At 65.0% G+C, this 25,141-nt stretch carries 25 protein-coding genes; 12 read left to right on the top strand and 13 right to left on the bottom strand.

Going from position 1 to position 25,141, the window contains the following annotated elements; all coding sequences use genetic code 11:
• Nucleotides 1–2: 2 nt before the first annotated feature.
• The 4 genes from IIE29_RS10735 to ychF all read right to left on the bottom strand — a co-directional run bounded on the left by IIE29_RS10735 (nucleotide 3) and on the right by ychF (nucleotide 3,751).
• Nucleotides 3–500 (bottom strand): nucleoside deaminase, encoded by a 498-nt coding sequence (locus tag IIE29_RS10735; protein ID WP_209325257.1) that lies wholly within the window; start codon nucleotides 498–500, stop codon nucleotides 3–5.
• A 65-nt stretch (nucleotides 501–565) separates the two neighbouring features.
• Entirely contained in the window at nucleotides 566–1,006 is a 441-nt protein-coding gene (locus tag IIE29_RS10740) for a YtoQ family protein (RefSeq protein WP_209325258.1), read from the bottom strand.
• Nucleotides 1,007–1,153: 147 nt separating this feature from the next.
• The gene (locus tag IIE29_RS10745; protein WP_209325259.1) at nucleotides 1,154–2,026 is read right to left on the bottom strand and encodes an alpha/beta hydrolase; all 873 of its coding nucleotides are present in this window, start codon (nucleotides 2,024–2,026) and stop codon (nucleotides 1,154–1,156) included.
• Nucleotides 2,027–2,665: 639 nt separating this feature from the next.
• A complete protein-coding gene (ychF, locus tag IIE29_RS10750; RefSeq protein WP_209325260.1) occupies nucleotides 2,666–3,751 on the bottom strand; it encodes a redox-regulated ATPase YchF in 1,086 nt (361 codons plus the stop codon).
• A gap of 72 nt (nucleotides 3,752–3,823) precedes the next feature.
• Here ychF and IIE29_RS10755 point away from each other — a divergent pair, with 72 nt between their 5' ends.
• Nucleotides 3,824–5,020, top strand: a complete 1,197-nt coding sequence (locus tag IIE29_RS10755; protein WP_209325261.1) for a DNA recombination protein RmuC — start codon at nucleotides 3,824–3,826, stop codon at nucleotides 5,018–5,020.
• A gap of 15 nt (nucleotides 5,021–5,035) precedes the next feature.
• Here the strand turns inward: IIE29_RS10755 and IIE29_RS10760 are convergent, their stop codons facing one another.
• On the bottom strand, nucleotides 5,036–6,115 hold the full coding sequence (locus IIE29_RS10760; RefSeq protein WP_209325262.1) for a 4-hydroxy-3-methylbut-2-enyl diphosphate reductase: 1,080 nt from the start codon (nucleotides 6,113–6,115) through the stop codon (nucleotides 5,036–5,038).
• 100 nt (nucleotides 6,116–6,215) lie between these two features.
• Here IIE29_RS10760 and xseA point away from each other — a divergent pair, with 100 nt between their 5' ends.
• Together xseA and IIE29_RS10770 are read left to right on the top strand one after the other, a co-directional pair.
• Nucleotides 6,216–7,538 (top strand): exodeoxyribonuclease VII large subunit, encoded by a 1,323-nt coding sequence (xseA, locus tag IIE29_RS10765; protein ID WP_209325263.1) that lies wholly within the window; start codon nucleotides 6,216–6,218, stop codon nucleotides 7,536–7,538.
• A 116-nt stretch (nucleotides 7,539–7,654) separates the two neighbouring features.
• The gene (locus IIE29_RS10770) at nucleotides 7,655–7,894 is read left to right on the top strand and encodes an exodeoxyribonuclease VII small subunit (protein ID WP_209325264.1); all 240 of its coding nucleotides are present in this window, start codon (nucleotides 7,655–7,657) and stop codon (nucleotides 7,892–7,894) included.
• Between the two features lie 71 nt (nucleotides 7,895–7,965).
• Here IIE29_RS10770 and IIE29_RS10775 read toward each other — a convergent pair whose 3' ends face one another.
• Nucleotides 7,966–8,535, bottom strand: coding sequence for a DUF4245 domain-containing protein (locus tag IIE29_RS10775; RefSeq protein WP_246475894.1), 570 nt, complete (start codon nucleotides 8,533–8,535; stop codon nucleotides 7,966–7,968).
• A 198-nt stretch (nucleotides 8,536–8,733) separates the two neighbouring features.
• On the opposite strand from IIE29_RS10775, the gene glpX reads away from it, so the two are divergent.
• The 3 genes from glpX (at nucleotide 8,734) to IIE29_RS10790 (ending at nucleotide 12,022) form a co-directional block, all read left to right on the top strand.
• A complete protein-coding gene (glpX, locus tag IIE29_RS10780) occupies nucleotides 8,734–9,858 on the top strand; it encodes a class II fructose-bisphosphatase (protein WP_209325265.1) in 1,125 nt (374 codons plus the stop codon).
• A 68-nt stretch (nucleotides 9,859–9,926) separates the two neighbouring features.
• Nucleotides 9,927–10,553, top strand: coding sequence for a carbonic anhydrase (locus IIE29_RS10785; RefSeq protein ID WP_209325266.1), 627 nt, complete (start codon nucleotides 9,927–9,929; stop codon nucleotides 10,551–10,553).
• A 65-nt stretch (nucleotides 10,554–10,618) separates the two neighbouring features.
• The gene (locus IIE29_RS10790; protein WP_209325267.1) at nucleotides 10,619–12,022 is read left to right on the top strand and encodes a class II fumarate hydratase; all 1,404 of its coding nucleotides are present in this window, start codon (nucleotides 10,619–10,621) and stop codon (nucleotides 12,020–12,022) included.
• 177 nt (nucleotides 12,023–12,199) lie between these two features.
• On the opposite strand, the gene phoH2 is transcribed toward IIE29_RS10790, so the two are convergent.
• A complete protein-coding gene (phoH2, locus tag IIE29_RS10795) occupies nucleotides 12,200–13,507 on the bottom strand; it encodes an RNA 5'-3' helicase PhoH2 (RefSeq protein ID WP_209325268.1) in 1,308 nt (435 codons plus the stop codon).
• A 267-nt stretch (nucleotides 13,508–13,774) separates the two neighbouring features.
• A complete protein-coding gene (locus IIE29_RS10800) occupies nucleotides 13,775–14,536 on the bottom strand; it encodes an isoprenyl transferase (protein WP_209325269.1) in 762 nt (253 codons plus the stop codon).
• Nucleotides 14,537–14,639: 103 nt separating this feature from the next.
• Here IIE29_RS10800 and trhA point away from each other — a divergent pair, with 103 nt between their 5' ends.
• A complete protein-coding gene (trhA, locus tag IIE29_RS10805; RefSeq protein WP_209325270.1) occupies nucleotides 14,640–15,425 on the top strand; it encodes a PAQR family membrane homeostasis protein TrhA in 786 nt (261 codons plus the stop codon).
• 162 nt (nucleotides 15,426–15,587) lie between these two features.
• On the opposite strand, the gene IIE29_RS10810 is transcribed toward trhA, so the two are convergent.
• A complete protein-coding gene (locus tag IIE29_RS10810; RefSeq protein ID WP_209325271.1) occupies nucleotides 15,588–15,962 on the bottom strand; it encodes a hypothetical protein in 375 nt (124 codons plus the stop codon).
• Nucleotides 15,959–17,002 carry a mycothiol conjugate amidase Mca gene (mca, locus tag IIE29_RS10815; RefSeq protein ID WP_209325272.1) on the bottom strand — a complete coding sequence of 348 codons (1,044 nt, stop codon included), beginning with the start codon at nucleotides 17,000–17,002 and terminating at the stop codon, nucleotides 15,959–15,961. The genes IIE29_RS10810 and mca overlap by 4 nt, the downstream gene beginning before the upstream one ends.
• Before the next feature lie 123 nt (nucleotides 17,003–17,125).
• On the opposite strand from mca, the gene IIE29_RS10820 reads away from it, so the two are divergent.
• Nucleotides 17,126–17,551 carry a DUF4307 domain-containing protein gene (locus tag IIE29_RS10820; protein ID WP_209325273.1) on the top strand — a complete coding sequence of 142 codons (426 nt, stop codon included), beginning with the start codon at nucleotides 17,126–17,128 and terminating at the stop codon, nucleotides 17,549–17,551.
• 257 nt (nucleotides 17,552–17,808) lie between these two features.
• A complete protein-coding gene (greA, locus tag IIE29_RS10825; RefSeq protein ID WP_209325274.1) occupies nucleotides 17,809–18,303 on the top strand; it encodes a transcription elongation factor GreA in 495 nt (164 codons plus the stop codon).
• A gap of 102 nt (nucleotides 18,304–18,405) precedes the next feature.
• Here greA and IIE29_RS10830 read toward each other — a convergent pair whose 3' ends face one another.
• On the bottom strand, nucleotides 18,406–19,851 hold the full coding sequence (locus tag IIE29_RS10830) for an AI-2E family transporter (RefSeq protein WP_209325275.1): 1,446 nt from the start codon (nucleotides 19,849–19,851) through the stop codon (nucleotides 18,406–18,408).
• Nucleotides 19,852–19,915: 64 nt separating this feature from the next.
• Between IIE29_RS10830 and IIE29_RS10835 the strand changes: the two genes are divergently transcribed.
• From IIE29_RS10835 to IIE29_RS10845, 3 genes are all read left to right on the top strand, one after another.
• Complete coding sequence (locus IIE29_RS10835; protein WP_343071874.1) at nucleotides 19,916–20,836, top strand: SGNH/GDSL hydrolase family protein; 921 nt, start codon at nucleotides 19,916–19,918, stop codon at nucleotides 20,834–20,836.
• A complete protein-coding gene (locus tag IIE29_RS10840) occupies nucleotides 20,833–21,513 on the top strand; it encodes a Maf family protein (protein ID WP_209325276.1) in 681 nt (226 codons plus the stop codon). The genes IIE29_RS10835 and IIE29_RS10840 overlap by 4 nt, the downstream gene beginning before the upstream one ends.
• A 123-nt stretch (nucleotides 21,514–21,636) precedes the next feature.
• Nucleotides 21,637–23,448, top strand: a complete 1,812-nt coding sequence (locus tag IIE29_RS10845) for an acetyl/propionyl/methylcrotonyl-CoA carboxylase subunit alpha (protein WP_209325277.1) — start codon at nucleotides 21,637–21,639, stop codon at nucleotides 23,446–23,448.
• Nucleotides 23,449–23,474: 26 nt separating this feature from the next.
• Here IIE29_RS10845 and IIE29_RS10850 read toward each other — a convergent pair whose 3' ends face one another.
• Together IIE29_RS10850 and IIE29_RS10855 are read right to left on the bottom strand one after the other, a co-directional pair.
• Nucleotides 23,475–24,755 carry an RNA polymerase sigma factor gene (locus tag IIE29_RS10850; protein ID WP_209325278.1) on the bottom strand — a complete coding sequence of 427 codons (1,281 nt, stop codon included), beginning with the start codon at nucleotides 24,753–24,755 and terminating at the stop codon, nucleotides 23,475–23,477.
• On the bottom strand, nucleotides 24,755–25,096 hold the full coding sequence (locus tag IIE29_RS10855; RefSeq protein ID WP_209325279.1) for a YciI family protein: 342 nt from the start codon (nucleotides 25,094–25,096) through the stop codon (nucleotides 24,755–24,757). Before IIE29_RS10855 ends, IIE29_RS10850 begins: the two co-directional genes overlap by 1 nt.
• Nucleotides 25,097–25,141: the final 45 nt, after the last annotated feature.

Consider the following 25,141-nt stretch of genomic DNA (forward strand, 5'->3'; position numbering starts at 1 on the left):
GATCAGAGCGTGATCCCGTGCAATCGGGCGTGCAGTCGGCGCACTTCGTCGCTGAGCTCCGGGTCCGGTCCGGCGACGTCGATGCCGGGTGCAACATCGTTGATCGGCAGCGGGAGGACAGGGCCGGTGGGAAGACCCCACTCATTGAGCCATCCCGTCAGCTGTTCGCTGCTGCTGGCGTAGGCGATTCGTCCCAGCCCGACCCATGCGTGGGCTGCCGAACACATCGGGCAATGCTCGCCGGAGGTGTACACGGTTGATACCGCTCGCTGTTCCGGGCTGAGGTGGGCAGCCGCCCAGCGGGCGATCGCGAATTCGGGGTGACGGGTGTGGTCGCCGCCGGCAACTCGATTGCGATCGACCAAGAGCTCCTGGCCCTGGGAATCAACCAGGACGGACCCGAACGGTTCGTCACCGGACTCAAGCGCCTCATGTGCCAGGTCGACACTGCGGCGGAGGAATCTGCGGTCGTCGTCATTGAGATCGGATCGGTGTGCCATGCCCCTCATCCAACCACACATCGTCCCGATGAATAAGGCACTCGAGGTCGGCGGCACGTATCGGGTCAGGGCATGAGCACGTAGCGCAGGGTCTCGACCACTTGATCGGTTGTCGTGCACCAGGCCTGGGCTTCGGCATCGACCTCTTTGAGGGGATGGACGATGTCCGCGTCGTGCAGCGTGACATATGGCTTGCCGAGAGCGGCACTGTAGCCTGCGTCGAAGGCCGCATTCCACTGCTTGTACTTGTCGCCGAACCGCACCACCACCATGTCGCTCTTCTCGATGAGGGTGCGTGTGCGGATGGCGTTCACTTTGGCCGACTGATGGTCCCGCCAGAATCGGCTGTCATTCTCACCGAGGTGGTCTCCGGCGGCATCGCTGGCAGGGTGGTCGGTCACCGGCGCGGTGAACACGATGTCCAGACCGGCGGCCTCTGCGCCGCGTCGGATCTCATCGCGCCAATCGGTGTGGATCTCGCCGGAAAGATAGACGGAGAAACTCATTGGTGAAGGCTCCTGTTTCGAATGGTGGCGGAACCGGATCGTTCGCTCAACCACCACCATAGCCAATCGCCGGTCTTCAGGACGGTTGCGCGGACACGCGTACGGCTTCCACGATGGGTCGCCCTGGGACAAGCTTTCACTCCGTGGTCAGCGAAGTCGTTCGGATAAGTAGTTCTCTGCAATGCTCAGGTGGCCCTGGCTGCCGAGCGAGTTCTTCGCTTTCTGCGGGTAGGCATGGTTTGCGAATGGAATCTGCACCGCCCGGACGTCGACTCCGCGGTCACGGGCAGAATCAGCCCAAGCGAGCTGGTCAGCCGGCGTGATGGTGTCATCGCGCATCGCGGTCATCACGAGCATGGGCGGCGCGGCATCAGTGAGATGCGTGAGGGAATCCACCGCGGCGTAGCGCTTCGGGTATTCCTCCGGTGTGCCGCCCGTGAAACTGGTCGCAAAGATGCGTGTGCCAGTACCCGCGCCCGGGCCGGCAGGAGCGTTCTCGTAGAGGCCCGTCACATCGAACGCGGGGTAATCAGCGACGACGGCGTCCGGGACAGGGACCTCACCTCCGCACGAGGACTCGGCGGCGCCTTGTGCGGCGGCACCGGCGGTGTTGGCGACCATGTTGCCACCGGAGCTCTCAGCCCAGAACGCGAGACGGTCCATATCTGCACCGAGCTCGTCTGCGTGGCCCTGAATCCAGGTGGCCGCGCACGCAACCTGCGAAGGTGCACTATGCCAGGTCGGGTTGTCCGGAGTGGCGAGTTCGTACTCGACCGACACGACCAAGTAGCCGTGATCTGCGAGTTCCCGCAGTTCTGAGCTCGATGCATCGGGCTCGCCTGCGATCCATCCGCCGCCGTGGACGTACATGATGGTCGGTGCCGAATCCTTCTGGCCCGCCGGCTCGTAGACCGACACGGACAGATCGTCTCCCGAACTCGTCTTCTCGTAGACCTCCTGGCGGTCGGGCGCTGCCGCATCGATAGCGGACAAGCCAAACGTTGCGGTGAACAGGTTCACCGAGCCGCCCGCGGACGTGATGGCGCCGACGAGAACGATGACGACTGCGAGGTTCGCAGCCGCGCCGGCCCCGCCGAGCATTGACGTGACGGCACCAGTGCGGCGTTGGCCCCTGCGTACAGCGATGATTCCGACGACGAGCACTATCAGACCCACCAGAGCCGATATCGGTGCCACAGTGGGCGCGAAACGCGCCGCAGCAGGGCTGAGGGGCCCGAGCCCGGGCACGAGCGATGCGATTCCGATGATCGCAGCGATCACGCCCATCACGAGCGCGAGAATGAGCACCGCCGTCAAGACTGCCTTCCCGATGCCACGTGGCACCGATCGCTGTGACGATCTCGTGCTGTCGGTCATCTTCAGTCCTCGACTTTCGATCTTTCAGGTTTGCATTCCACCTGCATCAGATCTCATGATTGCGATCATGCTGGCACCAGGGGTCACTCTAACGCAGGCCACTCCCCCGCGACCTTGCTGTTTCGTGAGCGGACAGGACGAAGACAAGCCGGCTGCGGTGGGCAGTGCACCTGAAAACGCGCCGCTGCCGAGTGAGCGTCACAGAGGCGACGAACCGCGGATTTCACCTCGGTCGGTTTGCGGACCTCATTGTCAGGACTCACCGACGCACAGAACAGCTCTTTATACGTTGAACCGGAACTCCACCACATCTCCGTCGACCATGACGTAGTCCTTGCCTTCCATACGGACCTTGCCGGCAGCCTTCGCGGCAGCCATCGAACCGTTGGCGTCGAGAGCGTCGAAGGACACGACCTCGGCCTTGATGAAGCCCTTCTGGAAGTCGGTGTGGATGACACCGGCCGCCTCGGGGGCGGTGGCTCCCTTCGGGATCGTCCACGCCCGGGATTCCTTCGGGCCGGCGGTCAGATAGGTCTGCAGGCCGAGCGTGTCGAAGCCGACGCGGGCGAGCTGGTCGAGTCCGCTCTCCTCCTGTCCGGTCGATTCGAGCATCTCCCGGGCCTCGTCCTCGTCGAGTTCGGCGAGCTCGGATTCGAACTTCGCATCGAGGAAGATCGCCTCGACAGGAGCCACGAGGGCACGCATCTCGGCCTTCCTGCCCTCGTCGGCAAGCACTTCGTCATCGACGTTGAACACGTAGAGGAAGGGTTTGACCGTCATCAGCTGCAGCTCACGCAGCGCACTGACGTCGAAGTTGTCGGCCTGCATCGCCTGGTAGAGGGTCTTCCCGCTCTCGAGGATCTCGGAGGCGGCATCGATCGCGCTCAGCTGCTCAGCGGGTGCGCGCTTGCCCTTGACTTCCTTCTCGATCCTGGGCCGGGCCTTCTCCAGGGTCTGGAGATCGGCGAGGATGAGCTCGGTGTTGATCGTGTCGATATCGTCGCCGGGACTGATCTTGCCGTCGACATGAACGACATCGTCATCGACGAATCCACGGATGACCTGGCAGATGGCGTCTGCTTCGCGGATATTGGCCAGGAACTGATTGCCCAGGCCCTCGCCTTCGGAGGCGCCGCGCACAATGCCGGCGATGTCGACGAAGTCCACGGTCGCATTGAGGATCTTCTCGGAGGAGAAGATCTCCGCCAGTCGCGTCAGTCGCGCATCCGGCAGGGGCACGACACCCACGTTCGGTTCGATCGTCGCGAACGGGTAGTTCGCGGCGAGAACTTGGTTCTTGGTCAGTGCGTTAAACATGGTCGACTTGCCCACATTGGGCAGTCCCACGATTCCAATAGTCAGAGCCACGGTATCCCAGTCTAGCCGTCGCCGAGGTGGTCCTCGAATTCCCGTGTCCGTGCCCTCTGTCACCCTGGATCCATGAACGCTTTCCCCGCATCTGGTGTCATCGTCGCCTTCGTCGTGGCGATCGTCTTCGCCGCTGCCCTCGGCTTCCTCCTCGGACGCACACTCACTCGGTCGCGCTACCTCGAACGACTCACTCGTGCCGAGACGACCTCGCGCATTCTGTCCGAACGGACCGAGGACCTCGAGGCCGATGCGCAGATGGCCGGAGAGATCACCGCGGCCATCGGACCGCTGGCGGCGAGCGTGAAGAACCTGCAGGAGAACCTGCACTCCCAGGACCGGACGCAGATCGAACAGATCACACGCCTGAACTCTCAGATCGGTCACTTGAGCCAGCAGAACCTCCGTCTGCAGGAGTCCGCCGGTTCATTGGCCAACGCCCTGAACTCGACCACTCACCGAGGCGACTGGGGCGAGGTGCAGCTCAAACGCATCGTCGAGTACGCCGGCCTCCTCCCCCACGTCGACTTCGACACCCAGGTGACCGCGAACCGTGACGGCAAGCGCCACCGGCCCGATATGGTCGTGCACCTGCCCGGCGGCGGAACCATCGTCATCGATGCGAAGACGCCGCTGTCGGCGCGCATGAGCGCCGACGCCAGTGACTCCTCCGCCGACGGTACGGAGGGCGAAGACCATACCAGGGCGCTGCTGCGGCATGTCGATGCCCTGGCGTCGAAGGAATACTGGAAGTCCTTCGACTCCTCCCCCGACTTCGTCGTCTGCTTCGTCCCCACCGACGGCCTGCTCTCCTCAGCAGCTGCGAGCTATCCGAAGATGATCGATCATGCCCTGGGCAAGAACGTCGTCCTCGCCTCGCCGGCGACCCTGTTGGTGCTGCTGAAGACCGTAGCGCTCAACTGGCGCCAGGCCGACATGTCGACCTCGGCGACGGAGGTCCTCAGGCTCGGCACCGAACTCTACGAACGAGTCGGCACCCTGATCACCCACGTCTCACGAATGGGGTCCAGTCTCGACCGCTCCGTCGAGGACTACAACCGATTCGTCTCATCACTCGAAACACGGTTCCTCGTGACCGCACGGAAGTTTCCGTCCACGGGGATCGTTGCCGAGGAGCTCGATGCTGTTGCGGAACTCGACGTGCGCTCACGCGGCGTCAGCGCCGAGGAGCTCACACGTCCGCGGTCGATGTCCTTCGATGAGCGCAGTCCCGCCGATCTGCGTGATCGTCATACGGGAACGAGCTGAGAGCCGAGAAAGCCCTCAGCCGAGGTCGTGGCTGCGGTCGGCGCCGTCTGCACGGTTCGACGTCTTCCGCCCGGCCGCCTTTAGGTCTCTGCGCAGCTCCTTCGGCAAGGAGAACATGAGGTCCTCCTCGGCGGTGACGACCTCTTCGACGGCGTGGAATCCGTAGTCGGCCAGCAGCTGCAGCACGTCCTGGACCAGGTTCTCAGGCACGCTTGCCCCGGAGGTGACACCGACAGTGGCAACATCGTGGAACCAGGTCTCGTCGACTTCGCGGGCGAAGTCGACGCGGTGTGCCGCCTTCGCCCCGTTCTCGAGGGCGACCTCGACCAGACGCACGGAATTCGATGAGTTCGCCGAACCGACGACGAGCACCAAGTCCGCTTCGGGCGCGATCTTCTTCACCGCGACCTGCCGATTCTGGGTGGCATAGCAGATGTCATCACTCGGCGGATCCTGCAGCTGCGGGAAGCGCTCGCGCAGAATATCGACGGTTGCCATGGTCTCGTCGACGCTCAGAGTGGTCTGCGAGATCCACACGAGCTTCGCGCCTGCGGGCACTGCGACGGTGCGCGCCTCCTCAGGGCTCTGCACCAGGGTGATGTGCTCCGGTGCCTCCCCCATGGTCCCTTCGACCTCTTCGTGACCGGCGTGGCCGACCAGCAGAATCCGGAAGCCGTCGCGAGCGAAGCGGATCGCCTCCTTGTGCACCTTCGTCACCAGGGGGCAGGTCGCATCGATCGTGGCCAGGGAGCGCTCGGCCGCCTCGGCGTGGACGGTCGGAGAGACGCCGTGGGCAGAGAATACGACGCGTGCCCCTTCCGGCACCTCGTCGGTCTCATCGACGAAGACCGCACCGCGTTCGGACAGGGTCTCGACGACGTGTCTGTTGTGCACGATCTCCTTGCGCACATAGATCGGGGCACCGTAGTGTTCGATGGCGCGTTCGACGGCGATCACCGCCCGATCGACTCCCGCACAGTAGCCGCGCGGGGCGGCCAGCAGGACTCGCTGCTCGGTGCCGTCAGGGGTCCGGATCTCCTTCGGAGCCAGGCGCTGACGCGGAATCGTCGGGGTGGGAACGGATACGGCGGTCATCCCTCCAGTCTAGGCCGGGGACGCGGGCAGCGCACAGGATTCGAGAAGTGGGCTGCGTCAGTGGCGTTCGTTAGGCTTGGAGATCGGAAGGGGACACACCATGGCGCAACGAATCTCCGGCACTCCCGGAACACTCGGCGAAACCGTCGAACCGAGGGAGCTCGCGGCCACCGCAGCCGAGACCACGGCGGAGAACCCGTGGCCGCTGAGTCTGCTCTCGTCGAAGATGAAGTCCTATATCGACCGCATGTCGAGCGTGTGGATCGAGGGGCAGGTCGTCGAGCTCAACCACCGCGGCAAGGCCAGCTATCTCACTCTGCGCGACTCCGACGTCGAGATGTCCCTGCCTGTGCAGATCTGGAGGAACGTTCTCGAGCGCACCGGTGCCCCTCTGACCGAGGGCAGCCATATCGTGGCCAATCTCAAGGCGGACTTCTGGACCAAGACCGGTCGCCTGACGATGCGCGCCAACGACATCCGCGCCGTGGGACTGGGTGAGCTCCTCGCCCGTCTCGAGCGCTTGAAGAAGCAGCTGGCGGCAGAGGGGCTCTTCGACCCGAGTCGGAAGCTGCGACTTCCGTTCCTGCCTAATCGGATCGGACTCATCACCGGCCGTGATTCGGACGCGCAGAAGGACGTCGTGCGCAATGTCCACCTGCGCTGGCCCGCCGCGGAGTTCGAGATCCGCAACTGTGCCGTGCAGGGCCCCGATGCGGTGCCCGGTGTGATGAAGAACCTCGCCGAGCTCGACGAAGATCCGCAGATCGACGTCGTCATCATCGCTCGCGGCGGCGGCAGCATGGAGGACCTCCTGCCGTTCTCCAACGAAGCCCTGGTCCGCGCCGTATCCGCTGCACGGACCCCTGTCGTCTCGGCCATCGGGCACGAGGCTGACCGTCCCATCCTCGATGAGGTCGCCGACATGCGCGCCTCGACACCGACGGATGCGGCCAAACGGGTCGTGCCCGACGTCGCCGAGGAGGGGATGAACCTCCTGCGGGCGCGGGCCGAACTCGAAGCGGCGGTCAACCGCATCCTCGACCGGGAGCAGGAGATGCTCACCGCCGTGCGCTCCCGTCCGGTGCTGGCCGAACCGCAGACACTCGTCACCGCGCACGAGAACGAATTGACGACGATCCGCCGTCGCGGCCTGCAGGCGGCGAACGGACTGGTCATCCAGGCCCAGAACGAGATCCATCACCTCCGCTCGCACGCGCGGTCCCTGTCACCGCTGCGCACCCTCGAACGCGGCTACGCGGTGGTGCAGACCGACGCCGGCCAGGCCATCCGCAATGCCGCAGACGTCGCGGAGGGAGACACGGTGCACGTCCGTGTCGCCCAGGGACGCTTCGATGCCGAGATCACCGAGACCACCCCTGACAGCTCCGAAGCCGAGGACACCGGCCCCGAGTCCGGAAGCTGACAGACGAGCCGAAGGAGCAGACAGTCGCAAAGCGCAGCGTCACTCCATCGGCCGCGAACTGAACCAGTTCATCCACCCCGCCACCACACAGTTCCGCCGCTATGAAGGAGACACCGATGACCGAACCCGCCATGCAGCAGGATCAGCCCGATATCAGCACGCTCAGCTACGAGCAGGCCCGCGAAGAGCTCGTCATGACCGTCAAACGACTGGAGACCGGCAATCTGCCGCTCGAGGAGTCGCTGCGGCTGTGGGAACGCGGCGAGGCATTGGCCGATCGCTGCCAGTCCTGGCTCAACGGAGCCAGGGAACGCCTCGACAAGGCCCGCGAGGAAACCGCCGCCGACACCGAGTGACCGCAGGCACCGCGACCCGCGACTCAGCCGGCCGCGCGACTCAGCCGGACGCGCAGCTCAGGCGGGCGCGGTCACTTCAGTTGCGCGGCCACCTGATCGGCGAAGGAATTGATCGTATCCGGGGAAGCTGTCGCAGTGATGACGACGTACACATCGTCCTTGTGCGTGACCCAGTATTCTTTCGCTTCGTCGGTGCGATAGACCTGGAAGTCGACTCCGCCGACGGTCACGGTCTCAGCGGCGACGGCACCGTCGGTGCTCTTCTTCGCCCAGTTCTCGCTCGCCTTGGCCTGTTCGATGCTCACCCACTGGTCCTCGGGACCGATGAATGACATGTACCACGAAACGTATTCGGAGTCATTGAACCGATCGAGGCTTGCCTCGTTCGCCGACCATCCTCTGGGGATCTGTGGGACGATCAGATCGAAGTCGGCATTGCCTTCGGACTGCTCGGCGATGCCCTGGTAGTCGACGACACGTTCGGAGTCGACCTCCGGCTGCGGCGCGATGAACAGGATTCCGACGACAACCGCCAAACAGGCGAGGATCGCGATGATCATGTTGACCCAGTTCGAGTTCTTCCGCAGGAAACGCATCTCTTCCCTGGAACCCGGGAGCATGACTCCGGACTCGTCAGACATGGACTCTCCCCTGGGACCCGGTTCCGTGACGTTCACGGCCGTCTGAGATCCCTTCGCATCGGTGGCAGTTCGGACATTCACAACGCCATTGTCCTCGTCCCGCGCGCGTAGGGCCAATCCCCGGCGCGCCGAGGTGGTCGAGACCACAGACCATGCCGCTGTCCCTGGTCTCGACGGCGGAGTGGCACAATTGGAAGCATGAGTGACTCCATAGAGAATCCTGACGTGAAATCTCATCATGACCGTGGCCGGGTCGACGACGAGGCTCCGCCCGTCGCAGTCACCGACTCCTGGTCCCAGCAGGCGCAGGTCGGAGCCGATGCTCCCGACCGCAACCTCGCCCTCGAGCTCGTCCGAGTCACTGAGGCCGCAGCCATCGCCGCCGCTCCCTGGGTCGGCCGCGGCGACAAGAACGCCGCCGACGGCGCTGCCGTCGCAGCGATGCGCAACGTCATCTCCAGCGTCCGCATGGCCGGAACCGTCGTCATCGGCGAAGGCGAGAAGGATGAGGCGCCGATGCTCTTCAACGGTGAGCAGGTCGGCGATGGCGGCGGCGCCCACTGTGACGTGGCCGTCGATCCGATCGACGGCACCAGCCTGACCGCCCTCGGCATGCCCAATGCGATCTCGGTCATGGCCGTGACCGAGGACGGAGCGATGTACGACCCCTCCGCCGTGTTCTACATGGAGAAGCTCGTCACCGGCCCAGCGGCCGCCGACGCTGTCGACCTGCGACTGCCGATCGCCGAGAACATCCGCCGCGTCGCCAAGGCGAAGGGGACCAAGGACCCCACGTCGGTGACCGTGATGATCCTCAATCGTCCTCGCCATCAGCAGATGATCGACGAGATCCGCGCAGCCGGCGCCCGCATCCAGCTCATCTCCGACGGTGACGTCGCCGGCGCCATCGCAGCCTGCCGTCCGGGTACCGGTGTCGACATGCTCATGGGCATCGGCGGCACCCCTGAGGGCATCATCACCGCGTGCGCCATCAAGGCCCTGGGCGGAGTCATCCAAGGCCGTCTGTGGCCGCAGGACGACTCCGAGCGCGAGGCGGCTGCGAAGGCAGGGCTCGACGTCAATCAGGTACTCAGCACCGATGAGCTCGTCACCGGCGACAACTGCTACTTCGTCGCCACCGGGGTCACCAACGGCGACCTGCTCGACGGGGTGAAGTTCCAGGGCGGCCATGTCACCACTCATTCGCTGGTCATGCGTTCGAAGTCCGGCACCGTCCGTCAGGTCTTCGCCGAACATCAAGCCGCGAAGACCCACTCATACGTGGAGGCCGCCGAGGAGGCCGCGCGACGCGGACTCATCTGACCTCCCGGCCGGACCCGAACCCGGGTGCGACTCTCTCTATCTCGACATCGGAAGCAGGTTCGATAGCGATGCCCAATCAGGCTTGGAATCGACTCTTGGAGGGAAATCGGCGGTTCGTCGACGACGTTCCGCAGCACCCCAATCAGGACACAGCACGACGTGAAGCTCTGTCGAACGATCAGAAGCCCTTCGTCACCCTCTTCGGCTGCTCGGATTCCCGAGTCGCCGCCGAAATGATCTTCGACGTCGGTCTCGGAGACATGTTCGTCGTCCGCAACGCCGGCCAGGTCGTCGATCCCGTGACGCTCGGCTCCCTCGAATACGGCGTCGAGATGCTCGGCACGCCCCTGCTCGTCGTCCTCGGCCACGACAGCTGCGGTGCTGTGACAGCGGCGTACAACTCCTATGACTCCGGGGAGACTCCCCCCGGCTTCATCTCAGACGTCGTCGCCCGCCTCCTGCCCACCGTGGCCAGGGCCAGGAAGAACAATCGCACCACGATCAACGAAACCGTCGCCCAGAACACCATGGACACGGTCGACAAGATCATGCAGCTGTCGACGATCATCAAGACCGCCGTCGACGAGGGCCGACTCATCATCGTCGGACTCACCTATCAGCTCCACGACGGTCATACCACCGTCGTCGCCCAATACGGAGGCAACGAGGCAGCCGTCTCGAGCTACGCCTCCTGACCCCCGACCGCCTCGGTCGTCGACGTCACCGACATCATCCCGCCAGCTCAACGGAAAGGACAGCAATGAGCGAAGAGTTTCGCATCGAACACGACACCATGGGTGAGGTCAAAGTCCCCAAAGACGCCCTCTACAGCGCCCAGACGCAACGCGCCGTCGAGAACTTCCCGATCTCCGGAAAGACCCTCGAATCGGCTCATATCGCCGCTCTCGCACAGGTGAAGAAAGCCGCAGCGAAGGCCAATCTCGAACTCGGCGTCCTCGACCAGGCGCGGTCCACCGCCATCCAGAATGCCGCGGACGAGGTCATCGCCGGCAAGCACGATGAGCAGTTCCCGATCGACGTCTTCCAGACCGGCTCGGGCACCTCGTCGAATATGAACACCAACGAGGTTCTGGCCTCGCTGGCGACCAAGGCGCTCGAGGCCGACGGCATCGACGTGCACCCGAACGACCACGTCAACGCCTCACAGTCCTCGAACGACGTCTTCCCCACCTCCGTCCACCTGGCTGTGACGAAGGCACTCGTCGGCACCCTGATCCCTGCAATGGAGACCCTCGCCTCCTCACTCGAGAAGAAGGCCGAGGAGTTCTCCTCCATCGTCAAGTCCGGCCGCACCCATCTCATGGACGCCACCCCGGTGACGCTGGGCCAGGAGTTCGGCGGCTATGCCGCGCAGGTCCGCTACGGCATCGAGCGCATCGAGGCTTCTCTGCCCCGCATCGCCGAGGTGCCGCAGGGCGGAACCGCGGTGGGCACCGGCATCAACACCCCCGACGGCTTCTCCTCCCGCGTGGTCGAGATCCTCGCCGAGGAGACCGGCCTGCCCATCACCGAGGCGCGCAACCACTTCGAGGCGCAGGCCAACCGCGATGGGCTCATCGAGGCCTCCGGCCAGCTGCGGACCATCGCCTACGGCTACATGAAGATCTGCAACGATCTGCGGTGGATGGGTTCGGGTCCGAACACCGGCCTCGGTGAGATCGCGATCCCCGACCTGCAGCCCGGCTCCTCGATCATGCCCGGCAAGGTCAATCCCGTCATCTGTGAGGCCACCATCCAGGTCGCCGCCCAAGTCATCGGCAATGACACGAGCGTGTCGCTGTCGTCGACCAATGGAGCCTTCGAGCTCAACGTCGGCATTCCCGTCATGGCGTCGAACCTGCTCGAGTCGATCCGCCTGCTCGCGAACTCCTCGACCGTCATGGCCGAGAAGATGATCGACGGTCTCACTGCCAACGAGGAGCGCGCCCGCTTCCTCGCCGAGGCGAGCCCGTCCATCGTCACCCCGCTGAACAAGGTCATCGGCTACGAGGCAGCCGCGAAGATCGCCAAGCACGCGGTGACCAACAAGATCACGGTCAAGGAGGCGACGATCGCACTCGGCTTCGTCTCCGACGGCTCGATCACGGAGGCCGACCTCGACAAGGCACTCGACGTCACCACGATGATCGGCGACTACAGGTAAGCTCTCGGCCCGCCGGTGCAGTACACGGCGCCCGGACGAACACGTCCGGGCGCCGTTTCGTGCCTCAGGCCGAGGAGCGTAACGCCGTTTGTGGTCGCAGAACCGAGGCAGACCGGCGGATCTGCGCCGATTTCCTCGGCTCTGCGACCACAAAACCGCTGCACCGCCGGCCGCTCCTCAGGCACGGAAGGGATCGAACTCCTCAAGCACATCGGTGACCAGAGCCGCGATCTCCGAACGCTCCGACCGGGTCAGCGTCACGTGGGCGAAGAGGTCATGGCCCTTGAGCTTCTCGATCACCGCAGCGATGCCGTCGTGGCGGCCGACCCTCAGGTTGTCCCGCTGAGCGACGTCATGGGTGAGCACGACCTTCGAATTCATGCCGATGCGTGAGAGCACGGTCAGCAGCACATTGCGCTCCAGGGACTGCGCCTCGTCGACGATGACGAACGCGTCGTGGAGCGAACGTCCCCTGATGTGCGTCAGCGGCAGCACCTCGAGGATCCCGCGGTCGACCACCTCGTCGATGACGTTCTTGCTCACGAGGGCACTCAGAGTGTCGAACACCGCCTCGGCCCACGGGTTCATCTTCTCTCCCTCGCTGCCCGGGAGGAATCCGAGGTTCTGGCCGCCCACCGCGTAGATCGGTCGGAAGACCATGATCTTCGAGTGCTGGTTCTCTTCGAGCACCTTCTGCAGACCGGCCATGAGGGCCAGCGCGGACTTCCCCGTTCCGGCTCTCCCTCCCAAGGAGACGATTCCCAGCGCATCGTCGAGGAGCATGTCGATGGCGATCCTCTGCTCCGCCGAACGGCCATGGACCCCGAAGATGTCGCGGTCCCCTCGCACCATGCTCACCCGATTGCCTGGCTGCACCCTGCCGAGGCCCGATCCGCGTGGAGAGGTGATGACGAGTCCGGTGTTGACGATCTCGTCCGACACTGCGTCGGTGACGACCGATCCCGAGTCGTAGAGTTCGCTCATCTGCTCGTCGTCGAGTCCGAGCTCGCTCATCCCGGTGAAGCCCGAGTCCGTGGCGAGCTCCGCCAGATACTCTTCGGCGTGCAGGCCCAATGCCGATGCCTTCACACGCATCGGCACGTCCTTGGTCACCACGACCACATCATGGCCCTGCGCGGAGAGATTGCGTGCCACAGCCAGGATGCGGGTGTCATTCTCCGTGCGATCGAATCCGACCGGCATGGTCGAAGCGTCGATGTGGTTGAGTTCGACGCGCAGCGTTCCGCCCGCCTCGCCGACGGGGATGGGCTGGTCCAAACGATCGAAATCCGACCGGAAGTCGTCGAGGATGTGCAGAGCCTTGCGGGCGGTGAAGCCGAGTTCCGGGTGGTTGCGCTTGCCCTCGAGCTCGGAGACGACGATGAGTGGGATGACGACATGGTGTTCGGCGAAACGCAGAAGCGCACCGGGATCAGAGAGCAGCACCGATGTGTCGAGGATGTAGGTGTGGACGTTTTCAGCCATGAGGACCTCTGTGGCGTGAGTTCCGCCGAGATCCGGTTCAGACATCCCCCGATCTCGGGTTGGTGTCGACCAACTACTGCCAACCTAACCCGGTTCGATCCTGGGTTGGGTACCGGCACGCGCGTTCGGGGAAGTCGCCATCGTGAACTTCGTCTGAACGGGCGAGATTCGTGCAATCCGAGGAATCGCGACGCACCGGACAAGCGGACCGTGCCGCATCCGTTCCGAGGACCCGGGCCGTACCCGGTTCGAGGTCCGAAGAAGCCCCTACTTGCCGAACCGGCGTTGCCGCAGCCCGTAGTCGCGGACGGCTCGGAGGAAGTCCGTGCGGCGGAAGTCCGGCCAGTAGGCTTCGCAGAAGTAGAACTCGGAATAGGCGCTCTGCCACATCAGGAACCCCGAGAGCCGCTGCTCCCCGGAGGAGCGGATGATGAGATCGGGGTCGGGCTGGCCCTTGGTGTAGAGATGTTCGCCGATCTGCTCCGGGGACAGTTCGGAGATGATCGTCTCGAGATCCGTGCCAACGTCGGTGCGAGCGCGCAGCAGGGACCTGACCGCGTTGACGATCTCCTGCCGACCGCCGTAGCCGACGGCCACGTTGACGCGCATCGGGCTGTCGGAGTCCGTGGTCACAGCTTCCAGACGGGACCGCAGGTCCGCCGGGACGATGTCGAGATCACCCACCAGCTGCACTCCCACGCCGTCGAGGGCCGCGATCTTCTCGACCAGATCGGAGATGATCTCGATGAGGATCGACACCTCCTCGGCCGAACGCGCGAGGTTCTCCTTGGACAGAACGTAGAGAGTGACGATCTCGACGTCGATCTCGGAGCACCAGCCGAGGAATTCGACGATCTTCGCGGCCCCCGCCCGGTGCCCGTCGGCGGTGGTGGCCCCGAACTCCTTGGCCCAGCGACGGTTGCCGTCGGTGATGACACCGACATGGCGGGGAACCGGTACCGACTTGTCGAGCTCGCGTTTGAGCCGTCGCTCGTACAGCCGATAGAGCAGGTTCACCGGTCGCGCCACAGCTGTCCTCTTTCGCGTTGATCGCAGGTAGCTTCGAACACTTTACAGAGTACTAGCCGACGATGCTGAATGAGCCCCCAGGACCGCTCGCTATCATGGAGACATGAATGCTCCGGTCACCGAATCCTCACCAGTCGTTTCCGACGGCTCCTGTGCCGATGGCCCACCAGTGCGGGAGACCATGCCTCCGGCCTATCCCGTGCACATCGCCCGCCGACGCTCCGCTCTGCGTGCCGAGCTGACCAAACTCGCCGGGCACGTGAAGCCGAAGCTGCGCGGGTGGTTCCACGCCGGCGCGTTCCCGCTGGCGATGCTCGGCGGACTGGCGCTCGTGATCATCTCCCCCACGGTCGAGTCGCGCATCGCCGCAGCGATCTTCGCGATCACCGGAATGCTGCTCTTCGGCACCTCCGCCGTCTACCATCGCGGCCGCTGGCGCACCCGAGCCCGTCTCATCCTGCGCCGCCTCGACCACGCCAACATCTTCCTGATCACGGCCGGAACCTACACTCCCCTGGCCGTGCTCATGCTGCGGACCGACCAGGCGATCCTGCTGCTGTCGGTCCTGTGGGGAGCCGCTGCGCTCGGCACCGCCTTCCGCACGATCTTCACCACCGCGCCGAGGTGGCTCTTCGTTCCCATCTATGTCGGCTTCGGCGTAGCCGGGATCGGCTACATCCCCCAGATCTGGGCGGCGAATCTCGCCGTCGGCCTCCTCGTCGTCATCGGCGGCGTCTGCTATATCGCCGGGGCCGTGATCTACGGCATCAAACGCCCGAATCCCTCCCCGAAATGGCTGGGCTTCCACGAGATCTTCCACATCCTCACGATCTTCGGCTACGGCTGCCACCTCGCGGCACTGATCGTCGCGGCCGTCGCCGCCTACTGAGTCTCGTTTCGGCGCCGTCGCAGATGCGTCGCGCCGCTGCCGCCGGCGGGACGCACTTCCCTCGAACGGCAGCGGCGAACGGCACCGTGGAAAACCCGGCACACCGCACAGAGAAGGGCGCGATCACCTTATGGTGATCGCGCCCTTCCTCTCGACAGGGTCTCAGGCTCGTTCGTCCGGAGGCTGCGAATCGTCCGCGGGCCTGCCATCGCCTCGGTCGGCACTGCCTTCACCGGGCTCGGTCTTCGAGATCGCTGTGTCGGACGAGTCCTCGGTCGCCGAAGCCTGCTCAGGCTCGTCAGGTCCCGACAGCGTCGACTGGTTGGGGACCACATGCCTGCGCAGGGGAATCGGGTACGCGTCGCTGGCGCCCGAGCGTGCCCGCACACGGCGAACCCGGCGGAGAGCGTCGCGGATGAGGAATATCACGCCGATGACCACGGCGAAGGTGACGAGGAACCCGATCGTCCCCGGTGTCACCAAGTCCGGATCCGGGGCTCCGCCGGGGGTCGATTCGGGCGTGGACGCGAGAATCATGCGTGGGAGTCACTTTCGCTCATCGTGGCGGCATCTCCTGTGGCCGATTCCGGATCGGTCGCGGGATCAGCGGCCGCCTTCTCCGGGTCGGGAGTGTCCGGGAGCATCCCGGCATCAGGAACGCGACGGCCGTCGTCGAAGGTCACACTCGCGAAGAGATCGTCCTCCTGGAAGTCCACGCCCGGAATCAGCGGGTCACGCCCCGTCCGGTCGACGGCCAACTCGAACTCCTCCGTCGGCCAGTAGGTGCGCGCAGCCTTGCGCGACGCCGAGAAGAATCCGCCTTCGGGATCGATCTGTGTAGCGTGCGAGAGCAGCGCCCGGTCCCTGGCACCGAAGAATTCGGCACAGGCGATTCGTGTGCTCAGCCAATTGCTGCGCTGCTTGTCGCGCTTCTTGAAATCTTCGAGATGCTCTGCGAACGGGGATTCTAGGCCTGCTTCGGTCATCTTCTCGTGGATCGTGATCCACTTCTTCGCCGACAGGTCCTGGTTGTAGTAGACCTTCTGCACCTGCCAGGCCTCGCCGAGTTCGGGGTGAACCGCCTCGTCCGCGGCGGCTGCGACGGCGGCCATGGTCACCGCATGATTCTTGATGTGGTCGGGGTGCGGGTACCCTCCGAGTTCGTCATAGGTGGTCACCACCTGCGGACGGAAGGTGCGGATGATGTGGACCAGCGGCAGCATGGCCACCTCGTCGGGGACACGGTAGAAGCAGCCGGGGGGCGTCTGGTTCTCGAAATCGCCGTCGGGCAGTCCCGAGTCAACGTGACCGACCCACACGTGTTCGGCACCGAGCGCGGCAGCCGCGGTCGCCATCTCCTCACGCCGCAGACCGGCGATATCGCGACTGGCCTTCGGACTCTGCAGCAGGGCGGGGTTGAGGATGTCTCCGGCTTCGCCGCCTGTCATACTCGCAATGAGGACTCGTGCTCCCAGCGAAGCGTACTTCGCGCTCGTGGCCGCACCCTTGGAGGATTCGTCATCGGGGTGGGCATGGACCGCCAGCAGGCGCAGCCCATGGTACGGAAGCGAAGTCATGTCCTAAATGTCCCTTTCGATTCAGCCGGGTGGCCTTCCGCTGCCGGAGTTGCGGCTGACATGATCACCGGCAGAGGATCGACTACTCTAGGTTAGTGCGCGAAGTTCTTAAAGAGGAATTCAATGACTGAGGTAACAGTGGCCGAACCACTGCACGATGATCGTTACGGACGAGCCCGGAAGCCCAAGCGCGGTCTGAGCCGCAGGGCGAGGATCATCGCCGCCATCGTCCTCGTCGTCGCGATCGCGGTCATCGCCTTCTGGGCCTTCCGCCCGCAGACGAGTCCCACGACACCGCGGACCCTCGAATATTCGGTTGTCGACTCCTCTTCAACACAGGTCAGTGTCGGAATATTTCCTGATCGGGAGCGCGATGTGCACTGCACCGTCCAGGCCACGAACGAGCACGAAGCGGTCGTCGGCTTCACCGAGGTGACCGTTCCCGCCGATCCGAACGCCGATCCGAACTCGCCAAAGCAGATCGACGTCGACCTGGCCACGACGCAGCTGGCCTCGTCGGGGCACGTCGACTCCTGCTGGTTCGAGTAGGTCCTGGTTCGAATAGGCCCTGGTTCGAGCAGGACTCCCGCCGGTTGAGCAGCGAGGCGATTCGAACAGCTCTCGCACGCCTCCGGCCTCTGTCGCGTGTTCCTCCGCCTCGACGCCGCAAACGTGACCGAGATCATCGTGTTTCCGCTCCGATGCGTTACACTGTAGTTTCATTCAACTTCCGGGCGTGCCCATACGCCCGGTTTTTTCGTTGCCTGACACGCCCGTCAGTGCACCGAACCGAAGAAGGAGAAGTCATGACCGAGGAAGTCACCCAGGAAGAGACATGGTTGACCCAGGAAGCCTTTGACCGACTGTCGAAGGAACTCGAGCATCTCTCCGGACCGGGTCGTGCAGAGATTGCTGAGAAGATCGAAGCCGCCCGCGACGAGGGTGACTTGAAGGAGAACAGCGGTTATCACGCAGCTCGTGATGAGCAGGGCAAACAGGAAGCGCGCATCCGCCAGCTCGAGGTGCTGCTGCGCAACGCGAAGGTCGGCTCCAGCGAGAGCGACGGCAAGACCGTGGCTCCAGGCTCCGTCGTCAACGCCACAGTCGCCGGCAACTCGATGCGGTTCCTGCTGGGCAACCGCGAGATCGCCGGAGACTCCGATATCGACGTCTTCTCGGAGAAGTCGCCGCTCGGCGCCGCTGTGATCGGCGTCAAGGCCGGAGAGACGAGCTCCTATGAAGCGCCCAACGGCAAGACCATCGAGGTCAAGGTCGATTCAGTCGAGGCCTTCACCGGCTGAGTCCGAGTGCTCGGCCGGGTCGGGGCGCTCCGCGTTCCTTCGGCACGTACACCAGTGGGCGGGAGATCTCTCCCGCCCACTGGTGTATTCGCTTCACTCCATTCACTTCCCCCGGCCGCGGGCGCCCTTCGGTCCGGCCCCGCTCTCCCCCGGGCCTCCGGAGTCCTTCGCAGAGTCTGCGGACTCCGCTGCGGAGCCTCCGTCCGCATCGGCAGGCGGACCGGCTTCGGAGCCGACGGCGGATTCGCCGCCTCCGGCGGACCGGTCAGGCGACGGCTGCGCACCCGCCGAGGCCTGCCCTGCTTCGACATCACTCGGCGGAGCCCCGGCTTCCTCGGAGCCGTTCGCTCGTGCGATATAGCCGACGACGCTGTTGAGCACCGCCACCAGCGGCACTGCGAACAGGGCGCCGACGATGCCGAAGAGGAACCCGCCTCCGGTGACCGCGAGGATCACGGCCAACGGATGGACGGACACGGCCTTGCCCATGAGGAAGGGCTGCAGCACCTGACTCTCGATCTGCTGGACGGCGATGACGACGGCCAGCATGATGATGGAGCTGACCAGCCCGTTGGACACGAGAGCCACGAGCACGGCCACGGCTCCGGAGGCGATGGCGCCGACGACCGGGACGAAGGACGTCAGGAACACGAGCAGGGTCATGGGGATGACCAGCGGGATGCCGAGGAAGGCCGCACCGATGCCGATGCCGATGGCGTCGACGGCCGCAACGAGGATCTGCACGCGCACATATTGGACGAGGGTGGTCCATCCGCGCAGTGCTGCTCCGGTGGCGACCGGGCGGGCCGGCAGCGGCAGCAGACCCATCACCCACTTGAAGATCTTCTCTCCGTCATAGAGGAAGAAGAAGGTCGTGAACAGGCACACTGCCATCCCCGTGAGGAAGGTTCCGACCGAGGAGGTGGCTTCCAAGGCACCGCCGAGGAGCTGGCTGCTGTTGTTCTGGAAGAAATTCGTCGCGGTGCTGATTCCCTCGTCGATATAGCCCGAGATCGTCGAGGAGTCAATGCCGAAGGGACTCGTGGCCAGCCAACTGCTGATTCCCGAAACACCGGCGATCACCTGTTTGACGAGATCGGGCATCCCGGAATAGATCTGCTGACCGACCAGGCCGAAGAGCCCGAGCACGACGACGATGAAACCGACGAAGGCGATCGCCGCGGCCCCACCGCGGGGAAGACCCTTCTTCGCCAACCATCCGGTCAGAGGGGCGAGCAGGGCGGCGAGCAGCAGCGCGATGAGCACCGGCAGCACGACGCTGGAGATCTTCGACAGCAGCCACAGAGCCACGCCGAGGGCGACGAGGACGAGGAGAGAACGCCACGACCAGGCCGCGGCGAGCTTGAGTCCCGGGGACACGTAGGGCTGAGCCTCGGCTTCCATGCGGCTGAGAGCGATCGCTTCTGGACTGACTCCCTGGGAATCCTCGGCCTGAGGTTCGGACCGGGAGGAATCCCGTCCTCGACGGAACGCCTCCCATGCCCCTCGGAATCGGTTCGGGGAATGCTGCTGATCGTTTTCGGTCATGGCTCAACAATAGTTGTTGATGCGCTGACAAAGGTGCAATGATGACGCCTGAGGAGGGATTTCCGTGGGAAAACGCATGATCTGCGCTCTCGCCACCATGGGCGCGACGGCGGTCGGCGCCGGAGCGTCGGCAGCCGGTCTCCTCCGCCACCAAGCAGGATCGCTGCGCAGAGCCTTCGATGACGACGAGAACCGTCGTCATTCCATCTTCGCCGAGGCGATCGCCGCTCCACGTCATCGCGACGATGACGATTCGGCCGCGCTGGCCATCATCGGCGACTCCTGGCTGTGCGGGGTCGACGTCGATCCCGAACATGCCCCGCCCACGCTCATCGGCCGCGGACTCGCCCGCATGCTCGGCACCACCGTGCGGGTGCAGACCACAGCACGCCCCTCAGCCCTGTCCGACGACCTCCACCGACAGGTCGATGAGATCCTCCGTTCGCCCTGGCTGTCACGGCAGCTGTCAGACCAGTGGAGCGAATCGCGCCGTTTCGCGATCATCTCGATCGGCACCGGCGACATCATCCATCCGATCCAAGCGACCATCGGCATCCCCGTCCTCAATCAGGCCATCAACCGGCTGCAGCGCGAAGGCCGGTACACGGTCTTCGTCCTCGTCTGCCCCAACCTCGGAGGCCTGCCGGGCCTGCGCGATCCGCTCAAGACCTCCTTGCGGCGGACCTCCCGCGTCCTCGCCGGCTCCCAGTGGCTGGCGGCGCTGGCCGCGCGTGCGGTTCCGCTGCGGGCGACGAATTCGCTGAGCGGGACGACCAGGAAGTCGCTGCTCAGCGAGTCCGGCCGATTCCCCAGCGAACTCGGATATGCGCAGCTGTCCTCGACCCTCCTGGCCGCGATCGCCGAGCGCATCGAAGCCCCCGTCGTCGTCGACCGCAGCCTCGATGTGCCCGAGAAGGGCGAGTCGGCACGCCGCCATGATCTCGTCCCCGACCCCCAGCCGAGCCCCCCGGCGGCCGCTTCATGATCCCGGTCGTCCTCGCCTCACAGTCGCCTGCCCGCCGACAGATCCTCACCGGTGCCGGGATCGACCCGATCATCATCGTCTCCGAAGTCGACGAACGTGCCATCGAGGCCGGATTCACCGGTACCGTCGCCGACCTGACGACCTCACTGTCCGCGGCGAAGGCCCGTGCGGTCATCGAGCGCATCGTCGCAGACCCTCCCCCGGACATTCCCGATAACGACTCCCTCGTCGTCATCGCAGGCGACTCGCTCCTCGAATTCGAGGGGCGAGCAATCGGCAAACCGGAATCGGCCGAACGGACGCGCTCCGTGTGGTCCGAGATCGCCGGCCGGTGGACGCAGCTGCATACGGGGCACACGGTCGCCCTGCTCACCCAGGCGCCCGACAGGGTGAACGGAGGAGACACGAGCCTCGAGCTCCGCGCGATCCGCTCGCGCCGGTCGACGACCTCGGTGCTCATCGGATCCCCGAGTCCGAACGAGCTCGAGGCCTATATCGCCACAGAGGAGCCCTTCCAAGTGGCCGGAGCGCTGACCATCGACGGATTCGGCGGCGCCTTCGTCGACCGCCTCGACGGCGATCATCTCACCGTTCTCGGACTCAGTCTGCCGGTCGTGCGCGCACTCGTCACCGACATGGGCCTGTTCTGGCCGGATCTGTGGTCCCGCGCGGACTAGAATCGGTGCAGACCGCCGGACACGCCCGAGGACATTGAAGTTTTCGCTGGAACTTTTTATCGCTGTCCTACAAAGCGTTGGTCTCGTTCTCTAAATTGTTCTGTGATCATACAAAGGAGCGCCATGACCACAGTCCTCCCCGACACGACGACCACGGTGCTGCGCACCACTGTGCCTACCGCGGCCGTCAGCCGAATCCTCGTCGCGAACCGCGGTGAGATCGCTCTGCGCATCATCCGGGCCGCCCATGACCTCGGCATCAAGGCCGTCGCCGTGTACACCCGCGCCGACTCCGACGCCGACTTCGTCGACCTCGCCGACGACGCGTGGCTGCTGGACGGTTCCGGAGCCGGGGAGACCTATCTCGATGTCGAGAAGATCCTCGCACTGGCCAAACGCTCCGGAGCCGATGCGATCCACCCGGGCTACGGCTATCTCGCCGAGAACGCGATCTTCGCCCAGTCCGTCATCGATGCAGGGCTGACCTGGATCGGCCCTCCCCCGGCTGCCATCGAGCTCCTCGGCGACAAATCCGGTGCCCGGGCTGTCGCCGAGGCGGTCTCCGCGCCCGTCGCGCCCGGCTCCGACGGTGCCGTGGCTGATCTCACCGAAGCCGCCGAAATCGCCGATCGCATCGGCTTCCCAGTCGTTGTCAAATCCGTCCACGGCGGAGGCGGACGCGGGTTCCGAGCATGCGCGTCCGCCGCAGACCTCGAAGCCGCCTACACGGCTGCGACCCGTGAGGCCAAGGCTGCCTTCGGCCGGGGCGAGTGCCTCATCGAGAAGCAGATCGTGCGTCCGCGTCACATCGAGACGCAGTGTCTGGCCGACGCCCATGGCAATGTCCGCGTCGTGTCCACCCGCGACTGCACCCTCCAGCGTCGCAATCAGAAGATCGTCGAGGAGGCGCCCGCACCCTTCCTGTCGGCCGAGCAGGAGAGCATCGTCTCCGAGGCCTCCGCACGGCTGCTCGCCCATGTCGGCTACGTCGGTGCCGCCACCTGCGAGTTCCTCCTCGGAGAGGACGGGACGATCATCTTCATGGAAGCCAATGCGCGCATCCAGGTCGAACACACCGTCACCGAGGAGATCACGGGAGTCGACCTCGTCGGCTGGCAGGTGCGCATCGCCTCCGGCGAGTCGCTGCCGGATCGGTTCCCGGCCGTTCGGGGCCATTCCTTCCAGTTCCGGATCAATGCCGAGGACCCCACCACGTTCTTCCCCGCCACCGGCACCGTGAAGAACTACCGCGCTCCCTCGGGTCCGGGCGTGCGCCTGGACTCGGGCATCGGTGAGGACAGTGTCGTCGGCACGGATTTCGACCCGATGCTGGCCAAACTCGTCGTCACCGGATCCACCCGCGACGAGGCGTTGGCCCGTGCCCGTCGCGCACTGTCCGAATACCGCATCGAGGGAGTATCGACGCTGCTGCCGCTGCATCGCGTGCTCGTCTCGGAGAAGGCCTTCGCCACCGATTTCGAGGTCTGGACCAATTGGCTCGAGACCGCCTTCGACAACCCGCTCGCCGATCCGCAGACAGGAGATCCCATGAGTACTCCGACCGACAGCTTCAGCGTCGTGGTCGAGGTCGATGGCCGTCGGATGACCGTTTCGGTCCCCAAGGACGTCATCTCCGACCTCGGTCATGTCCCCAGCCCCACCGTGCCGCGTCGCAAACGCAATCTCAGCAGCCGCAAGGGTGCGAAGATCGCCGATGACTCGAACGCGCTCAATGCTCCCATGCAGGGCACCATCGTCTCTATTGCCGTTGCAGCCGGCGACACGGTCGAGGCCGGCGACACTCTGGCCGTGATCGAAGCGATGAAGATGGAGCAGCCGCTCAAGGCCGGTCATTCGGGCACCGTCTCAGAGGTGCTCGTCGCGGCTGGTGCCGCAGTGAAGACGGACGAGACGATCCTCCGCTTCACATCCTGAGAGCATGTGCCGAGCCATCGCCCGGGTCACCGATCGAGGTCGGCGACCCGGGCGATGATGTATTCGGATTCGGCCTCGTTGCCCGGACATTCGAGCGCTCGGGCATAAGCCGACTCGGCTTCCGCGGCGCGGCCGAGGTCGCTCAGGGTGATGGCCCGAGCGATGTGGAATGGTCGATGACGCAGCAGCTGCGGTTCGTCGGCGAGTTCGTTCAGCGCCTTCAGCGCCGGCTCGGGACCTGCAGCCTGCCCGAGTGCGATCGCTGTGTTGAGTGCGACGACCGGCGACTGATCGACGTCGGAGAGCAGACGATAGAGCACGAGGATCTGCGGCCAGTCGGTCTCATCGAAGCTCGGTGCCTCAGCATGCAGGGCAGCGATCGCCGCCTGGATGGTGTAGGTGCCCGAACCCGTCTCGCCGGCAGCGCCGCGCACATAGTCAAGTCCCTCGGCGATGAGACCGGAGTCCCAGAGCGCGCGGTCCTGTTCGGCCAGCGGGACCGGGGTGCCGTCGGCGCTCACGCGAGCCCGGGCGCGGGCGTGAGTGAGCAGAAGCAGGGCGAGCAGTCCGCGCACTTCCGTCTCCTCCGGGAGGAACTGCGACAACAGCCGAGCCAGCCGCATCGCCTCCTCCTGCAGGTCCACCCGTGTGTGGACGTCTCCCGCAGTCGCGGTGAAGCCTTGGGTGAAGATGAGGTAGACGACCCGCAGCACCCCCGGCAGGCGCTCGACGATACGGGCAGGTTCGGGCCTGCCGAAGGGAATGCCGGTGGTCGTGATCCGCTTCTTGGCACGGACGATCCTCTGCTGCATCGTCGTAGTCTCGACGAGGAAGGCCGCAGCGATCTCTGCCGTGGTCAGCCCCGAGAGGAAGCGCAGGATGAGGACGATCCGTTCGTCCTCGCGCAATGTCGGGTGGGCGCAGGTGAAGAACAGTCCAAGCCGTTCATCGGGGATGTCGGCGAGATCCATTGCTTCGGCGAGGCCGATCGCGTGGTCTTCATGGTCGCCTCGCCGCAATCCGTCCTCGATGTGCAGACGAGAGAGATGGCGAATGCGGACCTCATCAGCCCGGATGAGATCGATCGCACAGTTCCTCGCCGTGGCCATCAGCCAGGCCTGAGGGCGGTCGGGCACGCCTCGACGGGGCCAGGTCTCGACCGCGCGGAGGACGGCCTCCTGGAGAGCCTCCTCCGCGAGGTCGAAGTCGCGGAACCGGTTGACCAGTGCCGCGAGCAGCCGCCCGTGGTCCTCCTCGCCGAAGACGCTGAGGACACGGGCGACCGATTGGGGCACCGGACGGGCCATCAGTAGTCCGCGACCGGGCGGATCTCGATGTGTCCGGTCTTCGCCCCCGGACTCATCTTCGCCCACGCGATCGCCTCATCGACCGAATCCACATCGATGACGTAGCTTCCGCCGACGAACTCGTTCGATTCCGCGAACGGTCCGGAGGTGACGATCGGCTCGCCTTCGGACTCGCTGACGCGAATCCCGAATTCGGGGCCTTCGAGGGCGAATCCGCCGACGACGATGCCCGCCTCGGTGATCTTCTCGTCGAAGGCCATGAACTCGCTCGGGTCCGCGCCTCCCGTCTCCCCGCACTCGGGGTCTTCGGTGCGTCCCATGAGCAGAAGTGCGTATTTCATGTCCCTCTCCCTGTCTTCGACGATGTCGTGCCGGACGGCCTGACA

Source organism: Brevibacterium renqingii (assembly GCF_017808095.1).
Taxonomy (GTDB): Bacteria; Actinomycetota; Actinomycetes; order Actinomycetales; family Brevibacteriaceae; genus Brevibacterium; species Brevibacterium renqingii.